Below are 16,212 nucleotides of genomic sequence, written 5' to 3'. Positions count from 1 at the left end.
ATTGGGGAAAATTCCCCGGGCTTTCGATCACAGCGGCGAATCCGCGGGCAGCCCCTGCAAACGCCGATACTGGTTCAGCACGCTGGGCACATAACGCTGGGTTTCGGCGAACGGCGGGACCTCGTTGCCCCGGCTGAGCACCGCTTGCGGGCCGGCGTTATAGGCCGCCACGGCGAGGCGGATATCGTTGTCGAACATCGTCATCAGGCGCTTGAGATAGCGGGCGCCGCCCTGGATGTTGGCCTTGGGGTCGTAGGCATTGGTCACACCCATTTCGCGGGCGGTGGCGGGCATCAGTTGCATCAGTCCGCGAGCGCCCTTGGGTGAGGTGGCGCGGGCGTTGTAGCGCGATTCGGTCTTGATCACTGCGTGAATCAGCGCCGCCGGCAGTTCGTTGGCCGTGGCCGCCGCCGCCACCAGCTCGGCATAGGGTTGCGCGGCGATCATCTGCGGTTGCTGATCGAGGCTGACCACCGCCGCATCGGGCTCACGAATCACCCGTTCATAGTGGCGTCCGGGGCGGTGGACATTGGACAGGACGTAGCTGCCATTGGCGTCCACGGAAACAAACACATCGGCCTGTGCGGCACCGGCCAACACAAGAAGACCCAACAATCCGGTGGTGAGTGTTTTCATTGTTATACCTCCCCTTCCCGGCCCCGAAAATTGGGGGTATTGCCCCAATGGCCAGTCGTGCACCAGCCATACGCAAGCACTGTGCCGCAAGCGAGAAAGCCCGTAGAACGGGGGGTGCACAAAGGTCGGCAATCGTGAGCATGGCAATTGCATGCTCTTGCATAGCAACTACATGGCAACTCTGCTGCCGACTGTTATGAGGTCATCATGAATCAGCGACTGTGTTTTGCCCGGCGAATCCAAAGCGGGTTCACCTTGCTCGAACTGTTGGTGGTGCTGGTGGTACTGGGGTTGTTGGCCGGCATCGTGGCGCCGAAGTATTTCGCCCAACTCGGTCGTTCCGAAGTGAAAGTGGCCAAGGCGCAAATAGAAGGTTTGAGCAAGGCCCTGGACCTTTACCGCCTGGAGGTCGGCCATTACCCATCGACCGAACAGGGTTTGCAGGCACTGGTCACCGCCCCCGCCGACGAACCGCGCTGGACCGGCCCGTACCTGCAGAAAAAACTCCCGCAAGACCCCTGGGGCCGCAACTACAGCTATCGCTATCCCGGTGAAAACAGCGAGTACGACCTGTTGTCCTTGGGCAAGGACGGGCAGCCCGGTGGCGAAGGCGAGAACGCCGAAGTCACCAACTGGAACTGACGGGAATGGCGACCATGCGCTTTCATCTCAAGGCCGTTGGCAAGGCCGGTGTGGTCTCGATGACCGTCGAGGCACCGGGGCACAGCGAAGCCAGGCGCATCGCCGAAGACCAGGGCCTGCGGGTGGTCAGCCTGCACGCCGAGCGTCATTGGCGCGCGTTGCGCCTGCACAAGCGCGAGACGTTCAACCTGGTGTTGTTCAGCCAGGAGCTGACCACCTTGCTCAACGCCGGCCTGCCGTTGATCGATGCGCTGGAAAGCCTGGCGGAAAAGGAAAACGCGCCACAGGCCCGCAAAACCTTGAACGAACTGGTCCGCCTGCTGTACGAGGGCAAATCGTTTTCCAAGGCCTTGGGGCAGCTGGCGGCGGTGTTCCCGCCGCTGTACGTAGCGCTGGTGCAGTCCAGCGAGAAGACCGGCGCCGTGGGCGATGCCCTGGGCCGCTATGTCAGCTATCGCCAGCGCATGGACGAGGTTCGCCAGAAGATCATCAGCGCGTCGATCTACCCCTTGCTGCTGCTGGTGGTGGGCGGTGGCGTGGTTTTGTTTTTGATGGGGTATGTCGTACCGCGCTTCAGCCTGGTATTTGAAGGGCTGGGGTCGAACCTGCCATGGATGTCGCAGATCCTGATGAGCAGCGGCATGTTCCTGCACGCCCACCAGGGTGAGTTCTTCGGTGGCTTGCTGGCCATCATCGTCGCCCTCACCCTGCTCCAGCGCCAGCCGGCCTTTCGTCGGGGGCTGGACCGCCTGATCGAAAAGCTCCCCGCGGTGCACCAGCGCATTTTCATGTATGAGTTGGCACGCTTCTACCGCTCGCTGGGGATTCTGCTGCAAGGCGGCATCCCCCTGGTCACCGCCATGGGCATGGTCCGCGGCCTGCTCAGCGTCGCCTCCCGCACGCGCCTGGACCAGGCCTGCGACCGGGTGCGCGAGGGGCAATCACTCTCTGCCGCGCTGGAACTCAATCACCTGGTGACCCCCGTTTCCCTGCGCCTGCTGCGCGCCGGCGAACAGTCCGGCAACCTCGGGCAGATGATGGAGCGCAGCGCCGACTTCTACGACGAGGAAATCAGCCGCTGGATCGAATGGTTCGTGCGGCTGTTCGAACCCTTGCTCATGACCTTCATCGGCCTGTTGATCGGGGTGATCGTGATCCTGATGTACATCCCGATTTTCGAGTTGGCCTCGAGCATTCACTGACCCTCTGCAACAGGGCCCGGTTGTACGTCGCTTTTTCAACGTTCCAGCCGAATAAATCGGTTCGCTGAACTGTTCATCAAGTTCCCACGGGGAAAAAAAGCAGCACATTGCAATACTCATCAACGTTCCAATCTGAATCAAAAGACGGAGAACGACATGCTCATCAATAAGCTTTTACTGGCAGTAGCTATTGGCGCGGTTCTGTCGGCGTCTACCGTGTTGATTCCGGACAGCCTGTCCGGAGTTTCCAGTGCTCAGGCCAAGGATGGGGGTAGTGGTGGTGGCGGTGGTGGCGGTAGTGGTGGTGGTGGCGGCGGAGGCAGTCACGGTGGTGGTGGCAGCGGTGGAGGCAGTGGAGGCGGTGGCGGCGGCAGTGGAGGCGGCAGCGGTGGCGGTGGCGGTGGCGGTGGCGGTAGTCACGGTGGAAGCGGCAGTGGCGGCAACAGCGGCAGCGGCCACAGCGGCGACCATGGCAGCAACAGTGGCCATGGCAGTGCCAACAGCGGTTCGAGCCACTCCGGATCCACCTCGTCCTCAGGACGCAGCGGCACCCATGATGAACCCGGGGATGACCGTGGCGTTCATGCCAATGGCGAGCCAGGCGACGACCGTGGCGTTCATGCCAATGGCGAGCCAGGCGACGACCGTGGCGTACATGCCAATGGTGAGCCAGGCGATGACCGTGGCGTTCATGCCAATGGCGAGCCAGGCGATGACCGTGGCGTTCATGCCGAACCCGGGGATGACAAAAGGAGCTGATTCCTACTGATTCACATACAACACAACCCCCCTGTGGGAGCGGGCTTGCTCGCTCCCACAGTAGATTGTGTGAACCCTATCCTTACAATCCACCCTCAGACTGATCCAGCGCCTCGCGCAAGAACCCGACCAGCGCCTGTACCGGCCGCGAACTCTGACGATGCTGCGGATACACCGCCGACAGCGTCAGCGGTCCGGGGCAAAAATCCTCCAGTACCTCCACCAGCCTTCCATCCTTCAATGCCGAACCGACAATGAACGTCGGCAAATACGTAATTCCCAGCCCGGCGATCGCCGCGTCCTTGAGCACCTCGCCGTTGTTGACCCGCATCCGCCCGGTGACGTTGACAGTCAGCGGCTTGCCCTGCCCCGCAAACCGCCATTGCACCTGTCGACCGTGGCCGTACGGCAAGCAGTCGTGACCGTGCAAGTCTTCAGGCTTGAGCGGTGTGCCGCGTTCGCTCAGGTACGCCGGGCTTGCGCAGTACACCCGTTCAATGGAGGCAATGCGTCGGGCGATCAGTGTCGAGTCTTCCAGTGTGCCGATGCGTAGCGCCAGGTCGTAGCCCTCACCGAGCAAATCCACGGGACGATCGCTCAAATCCATCTCCACCGTCACGTCGCGATAGCGCTGCAAAAACACCGGCAACAGGCACCCCAGATGCGCCAGTGCGAACGACAGTGGCGCACTCACCCGAATGGTCCCCCGTGGCTCGGTGGTCTGGCCGGCGATGCCCTGCTCCACTTGCTCGACTTCGCTGAGCAGGCGCAAGGCTGATTCGTAATAGCTCTGCCCCAGCGGCGTGACGTCCAGTCGCCGGGTCGAGCGATTGAGCAAGCGCACGCCCAGACGCTCTTCGAGTTGCATCAAGCGGCGGCTGACAAACTGCTTGGACAGCCCCAGTTGATCGGCGGCCGCCGTGAAGCTGCCGGAGTCCATGACCTGGCAAAAAATACGCATATCTTCGAAGGGGTTCATTGTCACTTCCCGGTTGACAGTCAAACACTTTATAGCTGCTTTTTCCCTTCCAGGCATCCTATTAATCTGTGTTCACGGTGTTGCTCAAGCCTGAATCACAGAGCTGGCAGCGACCTCATCCCAAGACTCTCAACGCCATCGGTTAAAAAGGATTTACCCATGAACCTCATCCAGAAAACCCTGACCGCCTCCCTCCTCGCCCTCGCCGTAGGCAACGCTTTTGCCGCAGGCAGCCCGGGTGTCGAACACAACACCCAGGCCTTCCTCGAAGCCCTCGCCGCCGGCGGTGGCAAACCACTTGAACAACTGAGCCCGAAAGACGCCCGTGGGGTACTGACCGGTGCCCAGGCATCCGTGAAGGTTGATCTGACCGGCGTGGAAGTCAGCGACAAGGCAATCAAGGTTGACGGTCAGACGATCAACCTCAAAGTGGTGCGCCCAGCCAAGGTCAAAGGTGAACTGCCGGTGTTCATGTTCTTCCACGGTGGCGGTTGGGTGCTGGGGGATTTCCCTACTCACCAACGCCTGATTCGTGACCTGGTGGTGGGTTCCGGCGCGGTCGCGGTGTACGTCGACTACACGCCGTCGCCGGAAACGCATTACCCGACCGCGATCAACCAGGCCTATGCCGCGACCCGCTGGGTGGCCGAACACGGCCAGGAAATCGGCGTCGACGGCAAACGCCTGGCGGTGGCCGGCAACAGCGTCGGCGGCAACATGGCGGCAGTCGTGGCCTTGATGGCCAAGGAACAGAAAGCCCCGGTCCTGCGTTTTCAACTGCTGATGTGGCCGGTGACCAACGCACAGTTCGATAGCGCGTCGTACCAGCAATTTGCCGAAGGCCACTTCCTGACGCAAAACATGATGAAGTGGTTCTGGGACAACTACACCACCGACGCCGGTGAACGTGCGCAGATTCATGCCTCGCCGCTCAACGCCAGCACCGAACAGCTCAAAGGCCTGCCGGCCGCCCTGGTGCAGACCGCCGAATTCGACGTGCTGCGCGACGAAGGTGAAGCCTACGCCCGCCACCTCGACGCAGCGGGAGTGCCGGTGACTTCGGTACGCTACAACGGCATGATCCACGACTTCGGTCTGCTCAACCCGCTGAGCCAGATTCCGCAAGTGAAGGCGGCGGTGCGCCAGGCTGCGCTGGAGCTCAAGACTCACTTGAAGTAAGCCCCTACCCTTCACCGCACACTGGTGAAGGGCTTTTCTGTGGGAGCGAGCTTGCTCGCGATGACGGCATCACATTCAGCATTGAAGTTGACTGATCCTCCGCCATCGCGAGCAAGCTCGCTCCCACAATAGGTTCCCTCACTACAAAAACGCTCTCCACCTGCGCGACCTCATTTCTACCGGAGCATTCCCATGTCCTTTCTCCTCGGTCACCTGCTCTCCCTGAGTACCCTGCTGCTGGCCATCGATGCCCTGCTCTGGCACCTCGCGCCATTCAAGCATCGCGTCAGCCGGGTCGGCGTGCGCCTGGCGCTGTTTGTGCTGTTCAGCGCGGTGCTCATCAACGCCGGCGTCAGCCCGTTGCAGGCGCCCTTGTTTGCCGATGATCAGGTGGCGCAGCTGGGGGCCACCGCCCTGGGGATTCTCTGGTGGCTGTACGCCGCGCGGGTGCTCACCGAAGTGATCGGCCTGGCCCTGATGCGGCGCATCGGCCACAGCGGCCGGCTGCTGCAGGATGTCATCGGAGCTCTGGTGTTCCTGATTGCCGTGGTGGCCGCCGCCGGCTACGTACTGGAGCTGCCGGTGAAAGGTTTGCTGGCGACCTCCGGCGTCGTCGCCATCGTGGTGGGCCTGGCATTGCAGAGTACCTTGAGCGACGTGTTCTCCGGCATCGTGCTCAACACCACCAAGCCGTACCAGGTCGATGACCGGGTTTCCATCGACGGCATTGAAGGCAAGGTGCTGGACATCAACTGGCGTGCCACCCACCTGCTGACCAGCGCCGGCAGCACTGCGGTGGTGCCGAACTCCGTGGCGGCCAAGGCAAAGATCGTCAACCTCAGCCGCCCGTTCAATGTGCACGGCGTGTCGATCAGTATTCTGGTGCCCAACCATATCCGCCCGCGCCGGGTACTCGATGCGCTGGACCGCACCCTTCAGGGCAGCAGCAGCCTGCTGCTCGATCCGCCGCCGAGAGCCGTGCTCAAGGAGGCCGGCGAAACCATGTCCGAATACGTGGCCAGCGGCTTCATCGCCGAATTGGGCAAAAAGGGTGAAGTGCGCAATCAACTGTTCGACCTGGCCCATCGGCACCTCGAAGCGGCAGGCATTTCCCGGCAACCCGATGGCGTGATCGAGCCATCGACCCGCGCACGGGCCTTGCTCGACGAAGTGAAAATTTTCCGTTCCCTGAGCACCGAGGAACGGGATCGTCTGGCCCAGAACATGGTGGCGCAGCAATACGCGGCCGGTGATGTGGTGCTGGATCTGGAGGAAGTGCCGGACAGCCTGTTCGTCATCGCCACCGGCGTGGTCAGCGCCACCGTCCCCGACGGCGGCACGCAGATCGAAGCCGGGCGCATGGGGCCGAGCGAAGTCATGGGCGAACAAAGCATCCTCGCCGACACGCCGTCCCAGGCACGGTTCACCGCCATGACCTCAAGCATCATTTACCGCCTCGACAAATCCCTGACCCGCAGTTGCATGGCGCAACGACGGGAAGTCGACCGGGCGTTGAACAAGCTGCAAGCGGTGCGCCAGCAGAACAGCCGGATGGCGTTGATGGCCAAACCGGTGGTGGTCAAGAGAGGAGGGTTTTTGAGTTGGTTGCAGAGTCGCTGATCCACGGCTCCCACAGGTCAGATCTTACTTCGCAGTGAACTTCATGTAGCTGTTGATCAGGTTGCGATAGTTCGGCAGGCGTTCCGACAGCAGGTTGGCCAGGCCTTCCATGTCGTTGCGCCAGTCACCTTGCAGCTCGCAGGCCACGGCGAACCAGTTCAGCAAATGTGCACCGGCGGCCGACATGCGCGCCCAGGCCGCTTGTTGCACGGTGGTGTTGAAAGTGCCGGAAGCGTCAGTCACCACAAACACTTCAAAGCCTTCGGCAATGGCCGACAGGGTCGGGAACGCCACGCACACGTCGGTTACCACACCGGCGATGATCAGTTGCTTGCGACCGGTGGCCTTGATCGCCTTGACGAAGTCTTCGTTGTCCCAGGCGTTGATCTGGCCCGGGCGGGCAATGAACGGCGCGTCCGGGAACTGCGCCTTGAGCTCCGGCACGATCGGACCGTTCGGACCGCTGTCGAAACTGGTGGTGAGGATGGTCGGCAGTTTGAAGAACTTGGCGATGTCGCCCAGTGCCAGCACGTTGTTCTTGAACTCGTTGGGCGAGAAATCCTGCACCAGCGAGATCAGACCGGTCTGGTGGTCGACCAGCAAGACCACGGCATCGTCTTTGTTCAGGCGTTTGTACGGAACGTTGCTCATTGGAAGCTCCTTGAGGGATGGTTATTGCATACCGCGCCGCCCTGTTGGGGCGGCGCTTTTTTGAATTCGTCAGAAGGCAAAACACGAACAGCCAAAGGCGCCCCAGAAACCGGCGAAATCACTGACCGGCGCGTTCGACAGTCGCGCCCGTTCATGGCTGTGGGAATGCACCGCGCACGGGCCGCTGCAATGGTGAACCTGGGCCTGCATCGGCGACGTCGGGCGCCAGTGACCCGGCACCTTCACCACCGGCGACCAGTCCGGCAGCACCGGCACGCTGGCCGGCCCGAGCTTCTCGAAGTCACCGGCGCCGTACACCACTTTGCCGCCGACCACGGTCAACACCGATTCGATCCACTTGATCGCCTCTTCATCGACGTTGAAGAAATCCGCGCTGAGGGCCGCGACGTCGGCCAGTTGCCCGACCTTGATCTGGCCTTTCTTGCCCTGCTCGGACGAGAACCAGGCGCTGCCGTGGGTAAACAACTCCAACGCAGTCAGGCGTGGAAGGCCTTCGGCGTGCAACTCCATGCCGCCAACGGTGCGGCCGCTGACCATCCAGTACAACGAGGTCCACGGGTTGTAGCTCGACACCCGCGTCGCATCGGTACCGGCGCCCACCGGCACACCTTCGGCCAGCATGCGTTTGATCGGTGGCGTGGCTTCGGCCGCTTTTGCGCCATAACGCTCGACGAAATATTCACCCTGGAATGCCATGCGATCCTGGATCGCAATGCCGCCACCCAGCGCCCTCACCCGCTCGATGTTCTGCGGGGTAATGGTTTCGGCGTGGTCGAAAAACCATGGCAGGCCGTTGAACGGAATGTCGCGGTTGACCTTCTCGAACACGTCGAGCATGCGGCTGATGGATTCGTTGTAGGTAGCGTGCAAACGGAACGGCCAGCGATGCTCGACCAGATGGCGCACCACCGGCTCCAGCTCGGCTTCCATGGTTTGCGGCAGGTCCGGGCGCGGTTCGAGGAAGTCTTCGAAGTCCGCCGCCGAGAACACCAGCATTTCCCCGGCGCCGTTGTGCCGCAGGAAATCGTCGCCCTGGTGCAGCTTCACGCTGCCGGTCCAGTTCTTGAAGTCAGTCAACTCTTCCTTGGGCTTCTGGGTGAACAGGTTGTAGGCGATGCGCACGGTCAGTTGCTCGTCCTTCGCCAACTGCTCGATCACCTGGTAATCATCCGGATAGTTCTGGAAACCGCCGCCGGCATCGATGGCGCTGGTCAGGCCCAGGCGATTGAGTTCGCGCATGAACTGGCGGGTCGAGTTGACCTGATACTCCAGCGGCAGCTTCGGCCCCTTGGCCAGGGTCGAGTACAGAATCATCGCGTTGGGCCGCGCCACCAGCATGCCGGTCGGCTCGCCATTGGCGTCACGCACGATCTCGCCACCCGGTGGGTTCGGCGTGTCGCGGGTGTAACCGGCTACGCGCAACGCGGCACGGTTGAGCAAGGCACGGTCGTACAGGTGCAGCACGAACACCGGCGTGTCTGGCGCCGCCTGGTTGAGCTCGGCCAGGGTCGGCATGCGCTTCTCGGCGAACTGGAATTCGTTCCAGCCACCGACCACCCGCACCCACTGCGGCGTCGGCGTGCGGTCAGCCTGGTCCTTGAGCATGCGCAGGGCATCGGCCAGGGACGGCACGCCTTCCCAGCGCAGTTCCAGGTTGTAGTTCAAGCCGCCGCGGATCAGGTGCAAGTGCGAGTCGTTGAGCCCGGGAATCACGCAGCGGCCCTTGAGGTCGATCACTTGGGTGTTCGAGCCACGCAGGGCCATGGCCTCGGCATCGCTGCCCACCACAACAAAGCGACCGTCGCTGATCGCCACGGCGCTGGCGAGCGGTTTTTCGCGGTCGACGGTATGAAATTGACCATTGAACAAAATCAGATCGGCGTTCATCACGGTTCCTCGTGCAAAGTGGCGGGAGACAGCCAGGGCGCGAACAAGCGCGTCGCCATGGGCATGAAGATGTAAACCACCGACAGCACGATGGTCAGGGTGATCAGGAACGTGGCCACCACGTAGTTGGAGAGCAAGGCGTTGAGCCGTAGCAGCGGCCCCCAGAGCAGCGGCACCAGCAAGGTGTGCGGCAGGATCACCAGCAACGTCACCACGGCCTGCTTCCAGCGCGGCGGTGGCGTACCGGCTTCGGCCTGGGGCGAGAACCAGAACTCGTTGACCGGATTGACTTCGGTCTGGTCGCCATCGGCCAGCATCGGCGCGGCTTCGTCGACCAGCTCCTGGCGCTGCGGCGAATCGAGCCAGCGCTGCATCGCCTCAGTCGAGCAAAAGCGCAGCACGCAGGTGTAGGTGTCGAGGCCGGCGTTCTTGCCGCGCACCACGTCCACGCCCAAATGCCCGACACTCTGCGCGGCCACCTTGACGATGTTGCGCAGCCAGGCTTCATAAGGCACTTCAAAACCGGCCTTGACCCGGTGCTTGACGATCAAGGTCACCACCTCATCAGGCCCGGGACTTGTCGGTTCACGGCGATTGAGATCAGACATAACGCAAGGCTCCGGCAAAACGAACATTGAGCGCGAGCCGTCCCGGCCCGGCGATGAGAATACTGGTGAACACAATCAGCAACAGCCAGCCGAACTGGCCTTCGAAGAGGGTCCACTGCGGATGCACGATCAACATCGACACCCACAGCAAAAACAGAATAGGCAAACTTGCCAGACGCACCAGCAACCCGGCGACAATCAGCAGCGGGCACACCACCTCGGCGAAAATCGCCAGCACCAGCGTCAGGTTCGCCCCCAGGTGGAAAGGGTCTTCGATGTTTTGCAACTCGGCACTGTAGTGAAGCAGCTTGGGCAAACCGTGCACCCACAACAAAAACAACCCGCCGCTGACCCGCAGGAACAGCAACCCCCAGTCTTGCGCCCGATCATCGCGTCGCGAAGCGTCCATGGCCCACCCGCACAAATGAAAAACCACCGACGCCCATGCGCCGGGACTGGATTCGATAATGATGGGACGGGGGAAGGAAAAATTGAATGTGCGTGCTCTGTTTGCGAGCACGCCGCGCTCTGCAAATCACACAAAATCCTGTGGGAGCGGGCTTGCTCGCGAAGGCTGTGTGTCAGGCGATGATTATTTTGTGGGTGTACATATCCGTTGCTGCGGTCACGGCCTCTGGCGGTTGCGCTCTTACAGCGGGTCACTTGGAAAAGCGGAACGCCGCCCGGCCCCAAGTAACCAAGGGCTCTTGCCCCTGACATTCGGTGCCTCGCCCAGGCTCGGCATGCCCTCGCTCCGGTCCTGCTCCGTGGGCCCGCCGCCATCGGCCATCCATGCCGGGTTGCCCACTGCGCAGAACCTGCGCTCGGCCTCACGAGGGGGCAAGAAGATCAAAAGCCAAAGCAAAAGCAAGGCGGCCGACCGGCCTGATCGCGGGGTTCGTTCGCCTGTGAGAATTGAGTTGACTGACAGGCCGTCATCGCGAGCAAGCTCGCACACAGGAATCGGGGACATCCGCAAAACTCTGGTCGGCTGACAGGCCGCCTTCGCGGGCAAGCCCGCTCCCACAGGATCGAGGTACATCCGCCAGATTCAGGTCGGCTGGCAGGCCGCCATCGCGGGCAGGCCCGCTCCCACAGGATCGAGGTACATCCGCCAGATTCAGATCGGCTGGCAGGCCGCCTTCGCGGGCAAGCCCGCTCCCACAGTTGGGCTGGGTACATTCGAAAGAAATTGGTCGGCTGTCAGGCCGCCTTCGCGGGCAAGCCCGCTCCCACAGTTGGGCTGGGTACATTCGAAAGAAATTGGTCGGCTGGCAGGCCGCCTTCGCGAGCAAGTCGGATCGCCGCACCGTCGCGCCCACAGAAGAGCAGAGCAGAAGCAGATCCGCGTACCCCCACGCTCCTCACCACTCATCAGGCCGAGCGTTAGCTCGCCTGCAGCTTTTGATCTTGATCCACCCGCCCCCTCGGGAGGCTGAGCGCAGGTGTTCATCCGGGGATGGGCGCGCAGCGCCGTTCGACGCAGTCGAACTCATTGCATGTAGGTCGAAGCGAAGCCGACCGGAGGGCAATGCCCCCGGATGAATGCCGGAGCGAAGGAACCCCGAGCCTCAGCGAGGGGCCGTACGTAAGGGCGAAACCATAGGCCGCCGTTACCGCAGCAACGGATATGCCCCCAATCAGGAGGTAATATCCAATGCCACCGACATAAACTGACCGATCCGCGACCGCAACCAACGCTCCGCCGGATCATTGTCATGCACCCCGCTCCAGGCCATCGACAACTGCGCCGCCTCAATCTCGAACGGCGGATCCTCGGCCCGCAACCCACACCCCTCCACCAACGCACACGCCGCATAATCGGGCACAGTGGCAATCATCTCGGTACCGGCGAGCAACGCCCGCAACCCACTGAACTGCGGCACCCCCAGCACGACACGACGACTACGCCCGACCTTCGCCAGATCCAGATCGATATTGCCACTCAAGTCCCCCGAAAACGACACCATCGCATGGGGCCGCTCGCAGTACTCATCCAGGGTCAACGTTCCCGGCCGGGTATCGCCGCGCAGCACTTTGCAGGGAATATCGCGCAGCTTCTTGCGCTTGGCATTGGCCGGCAAATCCGTGGTGTAACTCACGCCTACCGAGATCTCCCCCGACGCCAGCAGCGCCGGCATCAACAGGTAATTGGCCCGCCGCACGACCACGACAATGCCCGGTGCTTCCTCTTGCAACTGACGCAACAACGGCGGAAACAAACCGAACTCGGCATCGTCCGACAGCCCGATGCGGAACACATCGCAACTGGTTGCCGGATCGAATTCCTTGGCCCGGCTGACCGCACCGGAAATGGTGTCCATCGCCGGCTGCAATTCCTTGAGAATCGCCAGCGCCCGCGCCGTCGGCTCCATGCCGCGACCGTTGCGTAACAGCAACGGATCGTCGAACAGATCGCGCAAACGACCCAGCGCGGCACTCACCGCCGGCTGGCCCATGAACAGTTTTTCCGCGACACGGGTCAGGTTCTTTTCGAACATCAGGGCTTCGAAAATCACCAGCAGGTTCATGTCGACGCGACGCAGATCGTTACGGTTCATAGGCACGGGTTCCTTGTATGTTCGGCCAGGCGCGAGTGCTCTGGACTTTACTCGATCAACGGCACGTTTGCCGCTCGTTTGTACGGCCCGTACTCCACCGGCACCCACTCGAAATGCTTGCCTTGGGCGGTGATATGACCGATGCCGGGGAATGGCAGGTGCGCAGCCGTCACCCAGGTCTTGCTGGCGGCCGCGGCACCGAACACCTGGTTGCGACTGTTGATCGCTTGCCGGCTGTCGACGTCGAAACCGATCGATACCTCAGGGTGCAGGAACTGCACGGCGAGGTTGTGCACCAGGTCGCCCATGAACAGGATGCTTTGCCCTTGAGACGTGAAACGGTACGTGGTGCTGCCCGGCGTGTGCCCGGCTTCCAGCTGCGCCTCGACCACACCCGGCAGCGGTGACTGGCCGGGGATGAAGGTCTTGAAACGGCCAGCGGCAACGTAAGGCGCGGTGGAGTCCTGGGCCACCTTGAAGAAGCCCTTGGCCGCTTCCGGTGCCTTGGCCAATGCCTGCGGGTCGAGCCAGTAGTCGGCTTCGGCCTTCGCCGCGTACACCGTGGCGTTGGCGAACACCGGTTGCTGCTGGCCGTCCACCAGACCGCAGACGTGATCCAGGTGCAGGTGAGTGATCAGGATGGCGTCCACCTGCTCCGGTTTGTAGCCGGCCGCTTGCAGGTTGGCCGGTAACTGGCCGGCGGTAGGACCGATGCACTGCCCTGCCCCGGTATCAATCAGAACAAGCTGTTGACCGGTGTTGACCACAAAGGCGTTGAAGGCGGTCTGTACACCCTGGGTTTCAATCGAACGACGGGCCAGCAGTGCGCGGATCTGGCTCTGGCTCATGCCTTGCAACAGCTTCGGCGACAGGTCGTTGTAGCCGTCGAACAGCGCCGTCACTTCGTAATCCCCCAGCGCCAGCCGGAAGTAACCGGGTACTTGCGTGCCCACCTGCGCGGGCGCCTGGGCCAGTGCGCTGGCGGATATCAGAACCAGGCCGATGGCGCCCAGCGTTCCCTGCCATGTCCGTTTCATCTGCTCACCTTTTCAAGCCAACCGGCGGTCCGTTATGGCCCGCTCCACGTTGCGCATCTTGTGCCAATCGCCGTTACTTGCACTTGCAGCGATGTGCTCTGTTCACACCTTCGGGCATGGAATTAACAACGTTTAACTCGTCAGCCACTCGGGCCGCCTCCAACAATGAAGCCCTCAGCGCAGAACTGTTTTTTCCAGAGTAACGGTGCTGATCGCTCGAACCGGGCGCCAGCGCTTTTCCTCCCCCGACCGGACAATGGCCATGGCTTACCCACAGCACACCACCGCCCACGCACCTGCCAGCGAACCCCGCAAGACCAACACCGGCGGCCTCAGCCCGCAACGCGAAAAACGGATTAAACAACTGATCCTCGAACGCCTCGGCGACAGCCTGGAAGTCACCGAACTGGCACAGGCCTGCGCCCTGTCGCGCAGTCATTTTTCCCGCGCGTTCAAGTGCAGCACCGGCCTCTCGCCGCAAGAATGGATCCGCCAGCAGCGCATTGCCCTGGCCAAGCAATTGATCCAGTACACCGATATGAGCCTTACGCAGATCAGCCTCGAATGCGGCTTCTGCGATCAGGCGCACTTCTGCCACATCTTCACCCGCAGCGAAGGCATCAATCCGTTTGCCTGGCGCTGTCAGTTTGTCCGCCGCAACGGCAAAAGATCGCAGCCTTCGCCAGTTCCTGCGGGCATCCACGCTAGCGTGTAGGAACTGGCGCAGGCAGCGATCTTTTGAACTGGCTTTTTAACCTTTCAAGAACGCCAACAGATCCGCATTGAGCTGATCCTTGTGGGTGTCCGTCAAACCGTGAGGGGCGCCCGGGTAAATCTTCAGCGTCGAGCCCTTCACCAGTCTGGCCGAGGAGACGCCCGCCGCTTCGTACGGCACGACCTGATCCGCGTCGCCATGCACGACCAGGGTCGGCACGTCGAACTTTTTCAAGTCTTCGGTGAAGTCGGTTTCCGAGAACGCCTTGATGCAGTCATAGGCGTTCTTGTGACCGGCCATCATGCCTTGCATCCAGAACCAGTCGATCATGCCCTGGGACGGTTTCGCCTCCGGTTTGTTGAAGCCGAAGAACGGACCGCTGGCGAGGTCGATGTACAGCTGCGAACGATCGGCCAGCGAGGCCTGGCGGATGCCGTCGAACACTTCCAGCGGCAGGCCGCCGGGGTTGGCTTCGGTCTTGAGCATCTGTGGTGGCACCGCGGAAATCAGCCCGGCCTTGGCCACGCGACCGGTGCCATGGCGACCGATGTAACGCGCCACCTCGCCACCGCCGGTGGAGAAGCCGAACAGCACGGCGTCTTGCAGATCGAGCAGCTCGATCAACTGCGCCAGGTCGTCGGCGTAATGGTCCATGTCATTGCCCGACCACGGCTGGCTGGAGCGCCCATGACCACGACGGTCGTGGGCGATGACCCGGTAGCCCTTGGAGGCCAGAAAAATCATCTGCGATTCCCAGCTGTCGGCGTTCAGCGGCCAGCCATGGCTGAAGACAATCGGCTGGCCGGTGCCCCAGTCCTTGTAGTAAATCTCGACGCCGTCGCGGGTAGTAAAGGTACTCATGGGTAATGTCTCCTTAACGAGTGTGAGGGGTGAATCAAACCGGAAGTTGGTTCATGCGATCTGCCAGGCGCGCCACCCGCTCGCCCAGGTGCGCGGCGGTGCAGCGATCCTCGGGCGGTGGGGCATCGTCGGGGGATTGCTCGACATTCGACTGGGCCATGGCGCCGAGAGAGCTGCCCAATCGGTTCAGTTGTCCGTTGAAAGCGCCGGTGCTGGAACGCGCCGGCAGCAGGTCAAGGCCGACCCAGATCATCGAATGCTGGGCGGCGAACACCGCCATCTGCAGCAAGGTGTTGAGTTTGTCGCCGCACAGGCAGCCGGAATTGGTGAAGCCGGCCGCGAGCTTGTCGCGCCAGGGCTGGGCCAGGTAGAACGCCGCCGTGGCCTCCATGAACGCCTTGAAGGCCGCCGAGGCGCTGCCCATGTAGGTCGGCGCGCCAAAGATGATGGCGTCGGCGTTGTGCAGCCGCTCCCATTGCGCTTCCACCTCCTCGACCGGGATCAACTGGCAGGTGCTGCCCAGGTGCCGTTCCACGCCCGCAGCCACGGCTTCGGCCATGACCCGGGTGTGCCCGTAGCCACTGTGATAGACCACCACCACGTTGCTCATTGCTCTGTCCTTGCGATGGGTTGAACTCCCTTTGTAGGAGCTCGCTCCTACAGGAAGAGAGTTTTGAGCGCAGACCGGATGCAGGACGAGTTAAACGTTGTTAATTTTCCATGGTGAGCAATTTCAGCCGCGACACCCTTTGTAGCAGCTGCCGAGCCCGCGAGGCGGCGTTCGGCTGCGAAGCAGTCGTGAGTCCAGCTGACGCGGCTTGCCTGACGTACCGCAATGACTGATTTTACGACTG

General features: G+C 62.1%; 17 protein-coding genes. 6 read left to right on the top strand and 11 right to left on the bottom strand.

Annotation, left to right across the window (positions count from 1 at the left end; all coding sequences use genetic code 11):
- Positions 1–27 precede the first annotated feature (27 nt).
- A complete protein-coding gene (locus AC07W4_RS18775) occupies positions 28–636 on the bottom strand; it encodes a lytic transglycosylase domain-containing protein (RefSeq protein ID WP_495033500.1) in 609 nt (202 codons plus the stop codon).
- Positions 637–843: 207 nt separating this feature from the next.
- Between AC07W4_RS18775 and gspG the strand changes: the two genes are divergently transcribed.
- The 3 genes from gspG to AC07W4_RS18760 all read left to right on the top strand — a co-directional run bounded on the left by gspG (position 844) and on the right by AC07W4_RS18760 (position 3,239).
- A complete protein-coding gene (gspG, locus tag AC07W4_RS18770) occupies positions 844–1,278 on the top strand; it encodes a type II secretion system major pseudopilin GspG (RefSeq protein WP_495033499.1) in 435 nt (144 codons plus the stop codon).
- 14 nt (positions 1,279–1,292) lie between these two features.
- Positions 1,293–2,480, top strand: coding sequence for a type II secretion system F family protein (locus tag AC07W4_RS18765; protein WP_495033498.1), 1,188 nt, complete (start codon positions 1,293–1,295; stop codon positions 2,478–2,480).
- Between the two features lie 156 nt (positions 2,481–2,636).
- On the top strand, positions 2,637–3,239 hold the full coding sequence (locus AC07W4_RS18760; RefSeq protein ID WP_495033497.1) for a hypothetical protein: 603 nt from the start codon (positions 2,637–2,639) through the stop codon (positions 3,237–3,239).
- 82 nt (positions 3,240–3,321) lie between these two features.
- On the opposite strand, the gene AC07W4_RS18755 is transcribed toward AC07W4_RS18760, so the two are convergent.
- Positions 3,322–4,218: a LysR family transcriptional regulator gene (locus AC07W4_RS18755; RefSeq protein WP_495033496.1), complete on the bottom strand. Its 897-nt coding sequence runs from the start codon at positions 4,216–4,218 to the stop codon at positions 3,322–3,324.
- Between the two features lie 159 nt (positions 4,219–4,377).
- On the opposite strand from AC07W4_RS18755, the gene AC07W4_RS18750 reads away from it, so the two are divergent.
- Positions 4,378–5,397: an alpha/beta hydrolase gene (locus AC07W4_RS18750; RefSeq protein WP_495033495.1), complete on the top strand. Its 1,020-nt coding sequence runs from the start codon at positions 4,378–4,380 to the stop codon at positions 5,395–5,397.
- A gap of 192 nt (positions 5,398–5,589) precedes the next feature.
- Positions 5,590–7,017: a mechanosensitive ion channel domain-containing protein gene (locus tag AC07W4_RS18745; RefSeq protein WP_495033494.1), complete on the top strand. Its 1,428-nt coding sequence runs from the start codon at positions 5,590–5,592 to the stop codon at positions 7,015–7,017.
- 24 nt (positions 7,018–7,041) lie between these two features.
- On the opposite strand, the gene ycaC is transcribed toward AC07W4_RS18745, so the two are convergent.
- From ycaC to AC07W4_RS18715, 6 genes are all read right to left on the bottom strand, one after another.
- Entirely contained in the window at positions 7,042–7,668 is a 627-nt protein-coding gene (gene ycaC / locus AC07W4_RS18740) for an isochorismate family cysteine hydrolase YcaC (RefSeq protein WP_007991021.1), read from the bottom strand.
- Positions 7,669–7,737: 69 nt separating this feature from the next.
- Positions 7,738–9,576, bottom strand: coding sequence for an amidohydrolase (locus AC07W4_RS18735; protein WP_495033493.1), 1,839 nt, complete (start codon positions 9,574–9,576; stop codon positions 7,738–7,740).
- A complete protein-coding gene (locus tag AC07W4_RS18730; protein WP_495033492.1) occupies positions 9,576–10,184 on the bottom strand; it encodes an antibiotic biosynthesis monooxygenase in 609 nt (202 codons plus the stop codon). The genes AC07W4_RS18735 and AC07W4_RS18730 overlap by 1 nt, the downstream gene beginning before the upstream one ends.
- Positions 10,177–10,593: a DoxX family protein gene (locus AC07W4_RS18725; protein ID WP_495033491.1), complete on the bottom strand. Its 417-nt coding sequence runs from the start codon at positions 10,591–10,593 to the stop codon at positions 10,177–10,179. The genes AC07W4_RS18730 and AC07W4_RS18725 overlap by 8 nt, the downstream gene beginning before the upstream one ends.
- Positions 10,594–11,824: 1,231 nt before the next feature.
- Positions 11,825–12,745 carry a LysR family transcriptional regulator gene (locus AC07W4_RS18720; RefSeq protein ID WP_495033490.1) on the bottom strand — a complete coding sequence of 307 codons (921 nt, stop codon included), beginning with the start codon at positions 12,743–12,745 and terminating at the stop codon, positions 11,825–11,827.
- Between the two features lie 47 nt (positions 12,746–12,792).
- Positions 12,793–13,782, bottom strand: a complete 990-nt coding sequence (locus tag AC07W4_RS18715; RefSeq protein ID WP_495033489.1) for an MBL fold metallo-hydrolase — start codon at positions 13,780–13,782, stop codon at positions 12,793–12,795.
- 262 nt (positions 13,783–14,044) lie between these two features.
- On the opposite strand from AC07W4_RS18715, the gene AC07W4_RS18710 reads away from it, so the two are divergent.
- Entirely contained in the window at positions 14,045–14,497 is a 453-nt protein-coding gene (locus AC07W4_RS18710; RefSeq protein ID WP_495033488.1) for a helix-turn-helix domain-containing protein, read from the top strand.
- Positions 14,498–14,533: 36 nt separating this feature from the next.
- On the opposite strand, the gene AC07W4_RS18705 is transcribed toward AC07W4_RS18710, so the two are convergent.
- From AC07W4_RS18705 to AC07W4_RS18695, 3 genes are all read right to left on the bottom strand, one after another.
- A complete protein-coding gene (locus AC07W4_RS18705; protein ID WP_495033487.1) occupies positions 14,534–15,358 on the bottom strand; it encodes an alpha/beta fold hydrolase in 825 nt (274 codons plus the stop codon).
- 34 nt (positions 15,359–15,392) lie between these two features.
- A complete protein-coding gene (locus AC07W4_RS18700; protein WP_495033486.1) occupies positions 15,393–15,968 on the bottom strand; it encodes a flavodoxin family protein in 576 nt (191 codons plus the stop codon).
- A 47-nt stretch (positions 15,969–16,015) separates the two neighbouring features.
- Positions 16,016–16,212, bottom strand: a 197-nt coding sequence (locus AC07W4_RS18695; RefSeq protein ID WP_495033485.1) for a hypothetical protein, incomplete at its 5' end; no start/stop codon positions are given.

Source organism: Pseudomonas sp. GW821-FHT02A08 (assembly GCF_059422045.1).
This window is presented reverse-complemented; position numbering and strand designations above follow the sequence as displayed.